Here is a 12,340-nt window from a genome sequence, read left to right on the forward strand (position 1 = left end):
TCAGACCTCCTCGGCGTACTCGCTGACGGTGTAGCGGCCGAGCCGCACCTCGTCGCTCCAGAAGCCGGCCGGCAGCCCCGCCTTGGTGCGCAGCGCGGCAAGGAAGTCCACCGGGGCCGGCAGACGCTCCCAGACCTGCGGCAGCAGGGTGCCGCGGCGCCCGCAGCAGGTCAGCACGACACCGTCGACACCGGGCCGGAGCCGCGCGAGCGCATCGGCCTCGTCGGCCACCGGGAACGGCGTCACGTCGGAGAGCACCGAGACCTCGACCTGGACGGTCGCGAGCTCGGCGCGGCTCAGCGGCACGAACCGTGGGTCCCGGAACGCGGCCGCTCGGGCGTTCGCCTCGACGTCCTCGCGCAGGGGCCGGCGCGCTTCCAGCGAACCGATGCACCCACGCAGGTGCGGACCCGACCAGAGCGTGACGAACGCCGCCCCAGGTCGCGCGAGCCAGTCGGCCGACTCGTCCACGTCGACGCGCTCGCCGAGCTCGCGGGCGACCGCGGCGCGCGCGAGCCGGAGCAGCACCGGACCGGCGTCGTCCGGGAGCGGCGGCGGGGTCACCAGCGCGGCGCCGTCACGCTCGGGCGGACTCGTCGAAGCCGATCGCGGCATACCCCACCACCCTTCGCCGGTCCCCCGCGGTGTCGCCCGAGCTGCACATGCCGAGCAGCCGCGGCAGCAGCCCGTGGCGCAGCGCGGCGACGAGCAGCCCGTTGACGGGTGCGGCGCCGCAGGCCTGCTCGGGCTCGAGCGGGCCGTCGAGCTGGAGGATCTGCTCCACGGTCGCGCGGTCGATCCGGGCCGCGACGTCGTACGGCAGGTAGTGCGAGAGGTCCGAGCTGACGACCACCACCGTCTCCGTGCCACCCCAGAACGTGTCCAGGACGTCGGCGACCTGGTCGGGGTGGGTGCGTCCGACCGCGAGCGGCAGCACGGTCGGGCCGTCGAGGACCACCTGGAGGAACGGCAGGTGCACCTCGAGCGAGTGCTCGGCCGCGTGGGTCACGGCGCTGTCCACCAGCTGTGGCAGCGCCGCCCGGGTCTCCGCGTCGACCGGTTCGACCGGGACGAGGCCCAGCGGCGTCGAGAAGGCCTCGGACTCCGGCAGCGCGAGGCCGTCCACCGCGACCCGGTGGGTCGGTCCGAGCAGCACGACCCGGCGGACGCGATCGCGTGCGCGCGCCAGCAGCGCGTAGCCGAGCGCGGCGGTCGAGCCGGAGTACACGTATCCGGCGTGCGGCAGGACCAGGGCCTTGGGCACCGGGACGTGCGGGTCGATCCGCCGCGCGGCGTCGTCGACCAGCGCGCGGACGCTGTGCTCCAGGTCCGAGCGTTCGTGGGGGTAGAACATCCCGGCAACCGCTGCCGGTCTGACGTCCGGCATACCTCGATTGTCCCACCGCTCGCGGCGGCGGGACCCGGTCCCGCGTGCGTCGGCCGCGTCCCGCGTCGGGTGGCCGACCCGTCAGCGTGGTGCGCGGTGGGCCGCCAGCTGGATCGCGCCGAAGAGCTCCGCGCGCGGGCCCAGCTCGGCCGCGAGCACGCTGAGCTCGGCGGCGGTCGCGGGCTGAGCACGCCGTCGGATCGAGGCCTCGACGCCGTCGACGAAGGCGGGAGCCGCGGTGCCGAGCAGCCCGCCGATGATCACGGCGCTGGGGTTCAGCAGGTTGCACATCCCGGCCAGCGCGCGCCCCAGCGTGCGACCCGCCTCGTTGATGATCCGCGTCGTGATCGGGTCGCTGAGGTCGCCGAGCCCGATGTGCGGCGCGGACATGTCGCCTCCGGGACGGGCGTGGGCGACCGGCGGCGCGGCGAGGTCCCGTCCGGGGTGGGCATGGGCAATTTGGGCGCGGAGCGAGTCGATCGAGACGACCGCCTCGAGGCAGCCCCGGTTCCCGCAGCGGCACGGCTCGGTGTGGCCGGCCACCTCGGTGTGGCCGATCTCGCCGGCGAGGCCGGTGGCCCCGTTGTAGATCGACCCGCCGAGCATCAACCCGGCTCCGATCCCGCCCGACGCCTTCACGTAGAGGAAGTCCTGGTGTCCGCGGCCGGCCCCGAGCTGTCGTTCGCCGTAGGCGCCCAGAACGGCGTCGTTCTCGACGTGCACCGGCGCGCCGAGGCGATCGGCGAGCTCCTGGGCGGGCGCGCGACCGACCCATCCGGACAGGATCGTGGGTGAGCGCACCTCGCCGGTCCGTGCGTCGAGGGGTCCGGGTACACCGGCGACGACGAGCGACAGCGGCCGGTCGGTGTGCGCGCCCGCGAGGCGGGTGAGCGTGTCGACGGCGTAGTCGAGCGCACCCGCCGCGTCGAGGTCGACGTTCATGGGTCGGTACTCCGACCCCAGCACGGTGCCGACCGCGTCCGCCACCGCGACGGCGATGTGCCCGTGGCCGAAGTCGATCCCGCCGACGGCCCCGCCGCTCGGAGCGACCGCGAGGCCGACACCCGGGCGCCCGCTCGCCTTGGACCGGACGGCCGGGACCTCGGCGACGAGGCCCGCGTCGACCAGCCGGCCGACGGCGTGGTTGACGGTGCTGCGCGAGACGCCGGTCAGCTCCGCCAGGCGGGCCCGGGTGATCGCCGGGGTCGTCCGGATCAGCTCGAACAGCTCGTCGCGGGTCCGATCCCGCAACGTCGAGTCCCGGCGCTCCACCATGAGCACATCCTAGGGCCGACGGAGGCATTCCAGCCACGATTGTTCAAACGATCGTGGCTCAAAAGCACGGCGGGTGGCGGGGCCGGAGAACGGCCTCGCCACCCGCCGTCATGGGCGGATCAGCAGGGACGCGGCACCGACGGGTGCCAGGCCCCCGGGTGACCGGGCACCGGGTGCTGGCCCGAGGACCCGCCGTGGTCGCCGTCGTGACCGTTGCCGCCCGAGACACGACCGAGGTCCACGCTGACGAACTCGGCGAGGTCGAACAGGCCGCTGTACGGAGCCGTGTCGACGCCGTCGACGCCCTGCAGGCCGGCGAGCTCACCGAACTGCGCGGAGTGCAGCGCGATGGTGAGGATCCGCATCGCCGAGCGCTGCAGGTCTCCCAGCCGCAGGAGGAACTCGGCCGGGTAGTCCCCGGTCATCACGACCGTGTAGGACACGACCGGGCTGGTGTCGTCGCCGTCGACCTCGTGGACCACGTCGGTGACCGAGATGGCCGCGCGCTGGCCGGCGTTGAGCGCGTTGGTCGCCGGGTCCAGCAGGGTCATCACGGACTGGTAGGCCTCGTCCACCGACGCGTAGGACACGGGCGTGCCGTTGTCCATCGACTGCACCTGCGAGAGGTCGGTGGTCGCGTCGACGGTGGTGCTCACCGTCTCCGCACCGGTCGCCGACAGGGTCAGCCCGTTGAACGACCAGGTCCACCAGACGAACTGCATCGTGCCCCAGGTGAAGACGGAGCGTGAGTAGACCGGGAGTCCGTTCACGTCGATCGTCGGCGGGACCACGAGCATGGCGTTCATCACTTCGCTCGGGTTGTTGCCCGGCATGATCAGGTCGTTGCCGGAGTACATGACCTGCGCCGGGTCGTGGGACCCGCCCCAGTCGGTCATGATCAGGCCCTTGAAGCCCCACTCACCACGCATGAGGTCGGTGTTCATGTCGTAGTTCGCGGACGCGTACGTACCCTGGATCCGGTTGTACGACGTCATGATCGCCATCGGCTGAGCGGACTCGACCGCGATCTGGAACCCCTTGAGGTAGATCTCCCGCAGGGCTCGCTCGTCGACGACGTTGTTCTCGGCGCCGCGGTTGCTCTCCTGGTTGTTCGTCACGTAGTGCTTCAGCGTGACGCCGACACCCGGGTTGGACTGCACGCCGAGCGTCTCGGCGGTCGCGGTCTCACCGGAGACGAGCGGGTCCTCGGAGAAGTACTCGAAGTTGCGGCCGTTGAGTGGGTCGCGGTGGATGTTCATGCCCGGCGCGAGCCACAGGGTCACGCCGTACTCGTTCATCTCCGCGCCGATCGCCGCGCCGACCTGCTGGACCAGGTCGCGGTCCCAGGTCTGCGCCAGCATCGTGCCGATCGGCCACGCCGTGCACCACTGGTAGTACGTCGTGTCGCCGGCGGTCCACTCCTGGGTGAGGCGCAGTCCGGCGGGACCGTCGGACAAGGTCATCCCCGGGATTCCCTGGTCCTCGTAGAGCGCGGTCGTGTAGCCCGCCGCCCCGGCTGCGGTCAGGGTCGAGCCGGCCGTGCTGGCACCCTCGACGATGTTCGCCAGCTGGGTCACGCTGAAGCCGGCGACGAGCTGCTCCATGGTCGCGGCGCCGGAGGCCACGTCGTACAGCGTGATCGACGGGTCGGTCTCGACGTAGCTGATCGACTCGCCGAGCTTGGCCGCGTAGGGGGCACCGGTGCCTTCCCAGTCGGTCTGGTCCGGGTCGACGTACGCCGTGATCGACGACATCAGGTCGCCGTCGAAGCCGTAGTACGAGGAGTCCGCGCTCACCGGGACGTCCTGGGAGTACACGGACGCGTCGTCCGCTGCGTGGAAGTGCCTGGTCGACAGGTTCACCCGCTGCGCGGTGCGGATCTCCTTGGCCTGGGAGCCGTAGCTGTAGAACAGGTCCGGGTCGGAGGTCAGGACCTCGTCGGGGGCCTGGTCGTCGACCTGGGTGGACAGCTGCTCGGTGGTCAGGGTCTTGCCCAAGCCGATCTTCGCGACGACCTCGGTGTCACGTGAGGAGTCGCCGACCCGGATCAGGTAGTCGCCCTTGTCCATCACGTACGCGGCCTTGGACATGTCGTAGGAGGACATCTCCGTGGTCGGGAACGAGATGGTCAGGATCTGCGAGGCACGCGGGGCCAGCTCGTCGGTCTTCGCGAAGCCCGCGAGCTCCTGGAAGGGCTTGTCCAGGCCGGTCTGCGGCGCGGAGAAGTACACCTGCACCACGTCACGACCGGAGACCTCACGACCGGTGTTGGTCACCTTCACCTTCACGGTCACGGAGTCCATGTCCGCCGACACGTTGAGGGTCTTGACCTCGAAGTCGGTGTACGACAGGCCGTAGCCGAACGGGTACAGCACCCCGCCGTCGGGGTCGTCCGGAGCGATCTGCTTGGCGAACGAGTCGAAGTACCGGTACCCCACGTAGATGCCCTCGGAGTACACCTCGTTCGCGACGTCACCATCGGCGTTCGCGAACGTCGCCGAGGCGGGATAGAGGTCGTACGAGGCGGCCCAGGTGTCCACGAGCTTGCCGGACGGGTTGACGGTGCCGTTGAGCACCTCGACCAGGGCGTTGCCGGCCTCCTGGCCGGCCTGGCTCATCAAGAACAGCGCATCGAGGGCCTGCCCGCCGTCGGGGTCGGCCACCTCGCCGTTGACCTGGGCGAAGAACGCCGTGTCGACCACGCCGCCCACGTTCAGCACCACGACCACGTTCGGGTAGGTCTGACCCAGCAACGCGATGTCCGCGCGCTCGGTGTCGGTCAGCAGGTAGTCACCCTGACCCGAGGACCGGTCGCTGCCCTCACCGGAGTTGCGTGCGACCACGAACAACGCCGTGTCCGTCTCGGCCGTCGGCGCCACCGTCTCGGCCGTCAGCAGCTGCTCCGCCGCCGAGTAGTCGACGCCACCGAACATCCCGCCACCACCGGGCAGCGAGTCGAACGCCGCCACCATCGCATCCCAGTACGCGTCACTCGTCGTGACCACGTACCCGGCGTTCTCGAAGCCCTCGCGCACACTGATCGTGTAGCGGTTGTTCACCGCGCCCGACCCCGTGCCGCCCTTGACGGTCGCGTAGGCACCGACGCCGAACAGCGCGACGTTGCCGGACGAGGCCATCGGCAGACCGCCGTCGTTCTCCAGCAGCACCATGCCCTGCGTCGCAGCCTGCTTGGACAGCTCCGCGTGCGCCAGCTCCATCGCCGACGGATCCGGATCGGTCGTCGCCGCGACCGCACCCACGGCCCCGACCACAGCCAACGCGGTCGCAGCCACGCCGGCGACAAGAGCGCGACCCCCCGCGCTCCGAACGTTGAGAAGTTGCATGGGTTGTCCTCTCCGACACACTCGTTGGACACCGCTGCTGGTGGGCACCCCTGCTGGTGGACACCATCGCCGACCTCACGGCGCAGCGACGCACAGCCCTTCGGGGGCGCGGCTCGACGCACGCGCGGCCGCTCGGCGTCGAAGCCGTCTCCGTCGGCGGCTTCGGGGCCCAGGCCCGCGTCACTGCGTGCATGGGGTGGACCTCCGCACCGTACTCACGCCCGGTTCGCACCGTCAACATCCAAATTGTGCTGATCTTCGGCGTCTGTTCGAACGGTAACGGTTCGTATACACATTGGATTCACTTCTTGACCTCAACCGTCGGAGCGGAGTGGAATCGCTAGTGGGTCCGGTCGAGCCGCCACCCTGCCGCGCGACCGAACCCCCGACCGAACGCGGCAATGGAGGCGCAGACGATCATGAGAGTTCACCGCAGGTACGCCGGCGTCCTGGCCGGCATCGCTGTCGCAGGTCTCACCCTGATGGGTTGCAGCAGCGGGGACAGCGGGGGTGGCGACACCGCCACCGAGAGCACGAGCGGGAGCGCGACGGACACCGCGGGGGCCGCCACCGAGGTGGAGGTCTTCACCTGGTGGACGTCAGGTGGTGAGAAGGCCGGCCTCGACGGCCTGGTGAGCGTGCTCGCCGAGAAGTACCCGAACGTCGAGTTCATCAACGGTGCCGTCGCCGGCGGCGCAGGCTCGGCGGCCAAGGACCTGCTGCAGTCCCGCCTGCAGGCCAACGACCCGCCGGACACCTTCCAGGCCCACGCAGGCGCGGAGCTCGACGACTACATCGCCGCCGGGCAGGTCGAGGACATCAGCGACCTCTACACGGAGTTCGGCCTGACCGACGCCTTCCCCGCCGACCTGCTCGATCTCCTCACGGTCGACGGCGCGATCTACTCGGTGCCGGCGAACATCCACCGCGCCAACGTCGTGTGGGCCAACCCGTCGGTGATCGAGGCCGCGGGCCTCGACCCCACGGCGACCTACGCGACCATGGCGGACTGGTTCACCGCACTCGACGCGGTCCAGGCGAGCGGCAAGACCGCTCTGTCGATCGCGACGACGTGGACCCAGGTGCAGCTGCTCGAGACCGTGCTGATCTCGGACCTCGGGCCGGACGCCTACAACGGCCTGTGGCTCGGCGAGACGGACTGGACGGGTGCCGACGTGACCGCGGCGCTGGAGGACTTCCAGAAGCTGATGAGCTACACCAACACCGACCGCGACGGGCTCGACTGGCCCGACGCACTGGGCATGGTCACCAGCGGAGACGCGGCGTTCAACGTCATGGGTGACTGGGCGGCCGGCGAGCTCGACGCCGAGAGCCTGACGGCAGGCACGGACTACATCTACTTCCCCGTGCCCGGGACCGACGGGATCTTCGACTTCCTGGCCGACTCGTTCACGCTCCCGGTCGGTGCACCGCACCCCGACGGTGCCAAGGCATGGCTGGACGTCGTCGGCTCCCTCGAGGGCCAGACCGCGTTCAACAAGGCCAAGGGCTCCATCCCGGCCCGGACCGACGCCGACCCGATGGAGTTCAACGAGTACCAGCAGAGCGCGATCAAGGACTTCGGGTCCGACACGATCGTGCCGTCGCTGATGCACGGCGCCGCGGCCCCGATCGCACAGCTCAACGCGATCTCCGACGCGACCAGCAAGTTCACGACGGGTGGCTCGGACCTGGCGACCTTCCAGAGCGAGCTGGCAGCCTCGGCCGGCTGACCGGTGCGCGGGGGCGCCGCCGCGCGCGGCGCCCCCGCCTCCGAGGCCACCAGCCCGACGAACGACGGGAGGTCCCGTGCGCCGCACGATCCGCGGTTGGGGTCCGCCGCTCCTGCTCATCTCGCCGTCCCTGATCCTGATCGGCGTCTTCGTGTACGGCCTGATCGCCATCAACGCCTACACGTCGATGACCGACATGCACACCGCGGCCCAGACCACCGGCCGGGCCCCGGTCGCCTTCGTCGGGCTCGCGAACTACTGGGACCTGCTGGGCAGCGACTCGTTCCAGCACTCGCTGAAGAACCTCGCCCTCTACACCGTCGTCTTCCTCGCGGGGACGATGGTGTTCGGCTTCCTGTGGGCGTGGATGCTCGACCGGCCGGTGAAGGGTGAGGGCGTCTTCCGCTCGATCTACCTGTTCCCGATGGCCGTCTCGTTCATCGCGTCAGGTGTCGTGTGGCGGTGGCTGCTCAACTCCAACACCGGCGACAAGGCCAGCGGCCTGAACCGACTGTTCCAGATGGTCGGCCTGGACTTCCTGCAGAACGGCTGGTGGAACAACGTCAACTTCGGGATCACCGCGATCGCGATCCCGGCGATCTGGCAGCTCGCGGGCTACGTCATGGCCCTGTTCCTGGCCGGCTTCCGCGGCATCCCCGAGGAGCTTCGGGAAGCGGCCCGGATCGACGGCGCGTCCGAGTGGCAGCTCTACCGGCTGGTGGTCTTCCCGCAGCTCACCCCGATCGCGCTGTCCGCGGTGATCGTGATCGGGCACATGTCGCTCAAGGTCTTCGACCTGATCATGTCCATCTCGAAACCGGCGAACTACCAGACCAAGGTTCCCGCGATCGACATGTTCCTGTTCAAGAGCGAGTACGACTACGCCAGCTCCGCGGCGGTCGGCGTCATCCTGCTCGTGATCGTCGCGATCCTGATCATCCCCTACCTCGTGCACGTCGCACGGTCCGGGCGGCGGTGAACCATGACCACCACCTCGACCAGCACCGACGTCGCGGCGGGCCGCACGCGCGGTCGGCGCCACCCGATCGACCCCCGGTTCGCCCTGAGCCGCACCCTGCGCTACGCGGCGCTGCTGTTCTTCCTCGTCGTCGTGCTCATCCCGGTGTACGTGCTGCTCATCACCAGCTTCAAGGGCCAGGGCGACGCCGCGGCGGCCCGGGCCTGGAACCTGCCGACCGTGTGGATCCTGGACAACTGGCACGAGGCGTGGGTCACGCTCGCACCGGCGATCGGGCGGTCGATGCTGATGGTCGTCCCGGCGTCGATCATCTCCGCGATGCTCGGCTCGATGAACGGCTTCGTGCTGTCCCGCTGGCGGTTCCGCGGGGCCGACATCGTCTTCACCCTGATCCTGTTCGGGATGTTCATCCCCTATCAGGCCGTGATGATCCCGCTGCTGCAGCTCGTGCTGGGCATCGGCCTGCCGAGCGGCGTACCGACCCTGATCGTGCTCCACGTGATCTACGGCATCCCGATCACGACCCTGATCTTCCGCAACTACTACGAGTCCGTGCCGGCCGAGCTGGTCGAGGCCGGCCGCGTCGACGGTGCCGGGATGCTGCGCACCTACTGGTCCATCGTGCTGCCCATCTCGATCCCGAGCTTCGTGGTCGTGCTGATCTGGCAGTTCACGTCCGCGTGGAACGACTTCCTGTTCGCGGTGTTCTTCTCCTCGGCGCAGAACGGCCCGGTCACCCTCGCCCTGAACAACCTGGCGAACGGCTCGATCCTGGCCAACTACGGTGCGTCGATGGCCGGTGCGCTGCTCGCGTCGGCGCCGACCATGATCGTGTACGTCGTGCTCGGCAAGTACTTCATCGGCGGGCTGATGTCCGGCTCGGTCAAGGGCTGAGCGGCGCCCTGCTCGACGCGGCCCGGCCTCCTACGCTCGCCACCACGTGCTCGCGAGTCGCCACCGCGGCGCTGCGCCGCGGCGCCGGCGGTACGGCTCGAAGCGCAGCCGGCCGTCCACCAGGACCTCGTCGCGGCGGGCGGCCTTGGTCCCACGCTCGGGGACCGGTGTCACGCGCGGCACGATGGCCGAGGGCGCGACCGGGAAGCGGATGGTCAGCGACGAGCCTCCCTCCGGCCTGGTCGCGGCCACCAGCCGGCCGCCACGGGCCTCCGCCAGCCCACGCACCAGGGCGAGACCGAGCCCGGTCTGCGAGAGATCGTCGCGAGGCGGCTGCGCCGGGGTGGGATCGTTGATCGCCGCGACCTGATCCCTGCTGAGGCCGGACCCGCTGTCGGCGACCGTGACCTCGATCAGACCGGCCCGGCGCGACGCGGTGAGACTGATCCGGTCGCCCCGACCCGTGTAGCGCAGGGCATTCTCGATGAGCGTGTCGAGGCTCGCCCGCATGCGCTCGGCGGACCCGAGGTAGGTCCCGGCCTGCGCGCTGACCGCCCAGGTCCGCTCGGCGACCTGTGACCAGCGCTGCGCGGTCTGCGTCACGAGGCCGTCGAGGTCGACCTCCTCGACGTCGGTGCCGCCCTGGAGGCGGAAGGCTCGGACCAGACGGTCGGTCACGCGGGTCAGGCGGTCGAGCTCGTCGTCCACGACCTCGAGGTCGCGGCGGTCCTCGGCGTCGCGCGGCCGGTTGAGCAACAGCTCGACGTACCCGCGCGCGATCGTCAACGGGGTCCTGAGCTCGTGCGACGTCAGTCGGCTCAGGCGGTCCCGGTCGCCGGCCAGGCGGCGCTCCCGGTCCGCCATCGCGATGACCGTGCCGAGTGCGATCTGTCGCCGTCGCACGTGCCACACGACCAGCACGACGAGCAACGCCATGAGCGGGATCTCGCTGGTCTCCTGCCACGCGATCACCCCGGTCGACGCCCGCACGACGAGCACCGCACCGGTCATGGCGGTGCATGCCGCCACTCCCACGACGGCGGTGCGCAGGTGCCAGTTCCCGAGGCCGTAGAGCAGCGCGAACGACGCCCACGCGAGGTGGTAGGCCATGGTCTCCTCGCCGGGGAAGGACCACATCAGGATCGTGCACGCGACCGCGATGGTCAGCCAGGCCCAGAAAAGGCCGAGCCGACCGCTCGACGCACTAGGGACCGGAGAAGTAGTAGCCGACATTGCGAACCGTCTCTATGGGGGGATCAGGCTCGAGCCTGGCTCGAAGCCTGCGGACGGCGACCTCGACGACGTTGCTTCCGGGGTCGAACGCCAGGCCCCAGACGTCGCGCAGCAGCTCCTCGCGGCTGCAGACCTCTCCCTGACGCCGCATCAGGTGGGCGAGCAGGGTGAACTCACGCTCCGCGAGGGCCACGTCACGCGAGTGGACGCGGGCGCACCGGCGGTCCAGGTCCAGACGGATCCCGCCGGCCTCCAAGTAGCGGCCGTCGTCCCGCGCGCGACGCGGAGCCGACATGTGCCGGCGGGTCCGGGCGAGCAGCTCCACCAGCGAGAACGGCTTGGCGACGACGTCGACGGCGCCGCGCTCGAGCGCCTGGACCCGCGCCCCGACCTCGGTCACGCCGGACAGGACGATCACCGGCGTCGCGTCCTGCCGCCGACGCAGCGACGCGAGGACGGACAGGCCGTTGCAGCGCGGCATCACGAGGTCGAGGAGCACGAGGTCGAACGACTCCGTCGCGAGACGCTCGAGGGCGACGTCACCGTCGCCGGCCGTCACGACACGGTGGCCCTCCTGGCTCAGCGACCGGACCATCAAGGAGCGGATTCGCTCCTCGTCGTCGACCACAAGAACATCGCCCATGGTGTTCCTCCTCCTCGATCCTAGAGAGGAGAAACGGCCAAAACCAGGGCAAAGCGTAGATTTCACCCCAATTCAGGACAAACGTCCGTTGCGGAGTCGTCCAGCGGCGTCAGAAGACCGCGTTCACCGCGGCGCGAAGGGCCCTCAGGGCAGGTCGAAGGCGTCGATGTCGAGGTTGTTGGCGGTCAGCCCGTGGGCGGTGCCGTCGAAGTACACCGACCAGACCCCGGCGTTGTCGTAGACCACGTCCTCGTCCTGCACGTTGCCCACCCCCGGCACCGCGGTCGTGGTCCCCGCGAACGACAGGTACAGGTGCGTGGCATCCACCCGCACGAACCCGTCCACGTTCGCCGCACCCGGCAGACCGGCCACCGACGCGTCGAACACCCGCGCGAAGCCCGTCCCGTCCCAGGAGTAGATGTCCGCGTCATCAGCCGCACCACCCACCCCCGGCGGGTTCGTCGCACCCACCGTCGAGAAGAACAACGTGCCACCCGACCCACCGGTCGCACCGACCACGTCGATCGCATCCAGGTCCAAGTTCCCCGCGGTCAACCCGTGCGCGGTCCCGTCGAAGTACACCGACCAGACCCCGTCCGCGTAGTACACGACGTCCTCGTCCTGCACGTTGCCCAACCCAGGAACGCTGGTGTTGTTCGCCGCGAACGACACGAAGAAGTGCGTGTCATCCACCCGCGAGAACCCATCCACGTTCGCCGAGCTCGGCAAACCAGCCACCGACGCGTCCCACACCCGCGAGAACCCCGAACCATCCCACCGGTACACATCAGCCGCATCAGCCGACCCACCCACACCAGGCGGGTTCGTCGCACCCACCGTCGAGAACCACAA

10 protein-coding genes are annotated in these 12,340 nt (G+C 70.0%); 3 read left to right on the plus strand and 7 right to left on the minus strand.

Features of this window, described 5'->3' with window-relative positions; translation table 11 throughout:
• From amrA to OEB99_RS11040, 4 genes are all read right to left on the minus strand, one after another.
• Positions 1 to 615 (minus strand): AmmeMemoRadiSam system protein A, encoded by a 615-nt coding sequence (gene amrA, locus OEB99_RS11025; protein ID WP_263510100.1) that lies wholly within the window; start codon positions 613 to 615, stop codon positions 1 to 3.
• Positions 578 to 1,387, minus strand: coding sequence for an AmmeMemoRadiSam system protein B (amrB, locus tag OEB99_RS11030; RefSeq protein WP_263510101.1), 810 nt, complete (start codon positions 1,385 to 1,387; stop codon positions 578 to 580). The genes amrA and amrB overlap by 38 nt, the downstream gene beginning before the upstream one ends.
• Before the next feature lie 81 nt (positions 1,388 to 1,468).
• Positions 1,469 to 2,662, minus strand: a complete 1,194-nt coding sequence (locus tag OEB99_RS11035; RefSeq protein WP_263510103.1) for an ROK family transcriptional regulator — start codon at positions 2,660 to 2,662, stop codon at positions 1,469 to 1,471.
• 119 nt (positions 2,663 to 2,781) lie between these two features.
• Positions 2,782 to 5,955 (minus strand): beta-glucosidase, encoded by a 3,174-nt coding sequence (locus OEB99_RS11040; protein ID WP_263510104.1) that lies wholly within the window; start codon positions 5,953 to 5,955, stop codon positions 2,782 to 2,784.
• Positions 5,956 to 6,425: 470 nt separating this feature from the next.
• Between OEB99_RS11040 and OEB99_RS11045 the strand changes: the two genes are divergently transcribed.
• The 3 genes from OEB99_RS11045 to OEB99_RS11055 all read left to right on the plus strand — a co-directional run bounded on the left by OEB99_RS11045 (position 6,426) and on the right by OEB99_RS11055 (position 9,612).
• Positions 6,426 to 7,739: an ABC transporter substrate-binding protein gene (locus tag OEB99_RS11045; RefSeq protein WP_263510105.1), complete on the plus strand. Its 1,314-nt coding sequence runs from the start codon at positions 6,426 to 6,428 to the stop codon at positions 7,737 to 7,739.
• A 76-nt stretch (positions 7,740 to 7,815) separates the two neighbouring features.
• Positions 7,816 to 8,718, plus strand: coding sequence for a carbohydrate ABC transporter permease (locus OEB99_RS11050; RefSeq protein ID WP_263510106.1), 903 nt, complete (start codon positions 7,816 to 7,818; stop codon positions 8,716 to 8,718).
• 3 nt (positions 8,719 to 8,721) lie between these two features.
• The gene (locus OEB99_RS11055; protein WP_263510108.1) at positions 8,722 to 9,612 is read left to right on the plus strand and encodes a carbohydrate ABC transporter permease; all 891 of its coding nucleotides are present in this window, start codon (positions 8,722 to 8,724) and stop codon (positions 9,610 to 9,612) included.
• A 30-nt stretch (positions 9,613 to 9,642) separates the two neighbouring features.
• On the opposite strand, the gene OEB99_RS11060 is transcribed toward OEB99_RS11055, so the two are convergent.
• From OEB99_RS11060 to OEB99_RS11070, 3 genes are all read right to left on the minus strand, one after another.
• The gene (locus OEB99_RS11060) at positions 9,643 to 10,749 is read right to left on the minus strand and encodes a sensor histidine kinase (RefSeq protein ID WP_263510110.1); all 1,107 of its coding nucleotides are present in this window, start codon (positions 10,747 to 10,749) and stop codon (positions 9,643 to 9,645) included.
• A 67-nt stretch (positions 10,750 to 10,816) separates the two neighbouring features.
• Positions 10,817 to 11,488, minus strand: coding sequence for a response regulator transcription factor (locus OEB99_RS11065; protein ID WP_263510111.1), 672 nt, complete (start codon positions 11,486 to 11,488; stop codon positions 10,817 to 10,819).
• Positions 11,489 to 11,632: 144 nt separating this feature from the next.
• Complete coding sequence (locus OEB99_RS11070) at positions 11,633 to 12,181, minus strand: hypothetical protein (protein ID WP_263510112.1); 549 nt, start codon at positions 12,179 to 12,181, stop codon at positions 11,633 to 11,635.
• Between the last annotated feature and the right edge of the window lie 159 nt (positions 12,182 to 12,340).

Source organism: Actinotalea endophytica (assembly GCF_025717005.1).
GTDB lineage: Bacteria > Actinomycetota > Actinomycetes > Actinomycetales > Cellulomonadaceae > Actinotalea.

Bases quoted from the DNA above. Each gene is read 5' to 3' on its own strand.
- amrA (WP_263510100.1), bottom strand. From the start codon at position 615: ATGCCGCGATCGGCTTCGACGAGTCCGCCCGAGCGTGACGGCGCCGCG.
- amrB (WP_263510101.1), bottom strand. From the start codon at position 1,387: ATGCCGGACGTCAGACCGGCAGCGGTTGCCGGGATGTTCTACCCCCAC.
- OEB99_RS11035 (WP_263510103.1), bottom strand. From the start codon at position 2,662: ATGGTGGAGCGCCGGGACTCGACGTTGCGGGATCGGACCCGCGACGAG.
- OEB99_RS11045 (WP_263510105.1), top strand. From the start codon at position 6,426: ATGAGAGTTCACCGCAGGTACGCCGGCGTCCTGGCCGGCATCGCTGTC.
- OEB99_RS11055 (WP_263510108.1), top strand. From the start codon at position 8,722: ATGACCACCACCTCGACCAGCACCGACGTCGCGGCGGGCCGCACGCGC.
- OEB99_RS11060 (WP_263510110.1), bottom strand. From the start codon at position 10,749: ATGTGGTCCTTCCCCGGCGAGGAGACCATGGCCTACCACCTCGCGTGG.
- OEB99_RS11065 (WP_263510111.1), bottom strand. From the start codon at position 11,488: ATGGGCGATGTTCTTGTGGTCGACGACGAGGAGCGAATCCGCTCCTTG.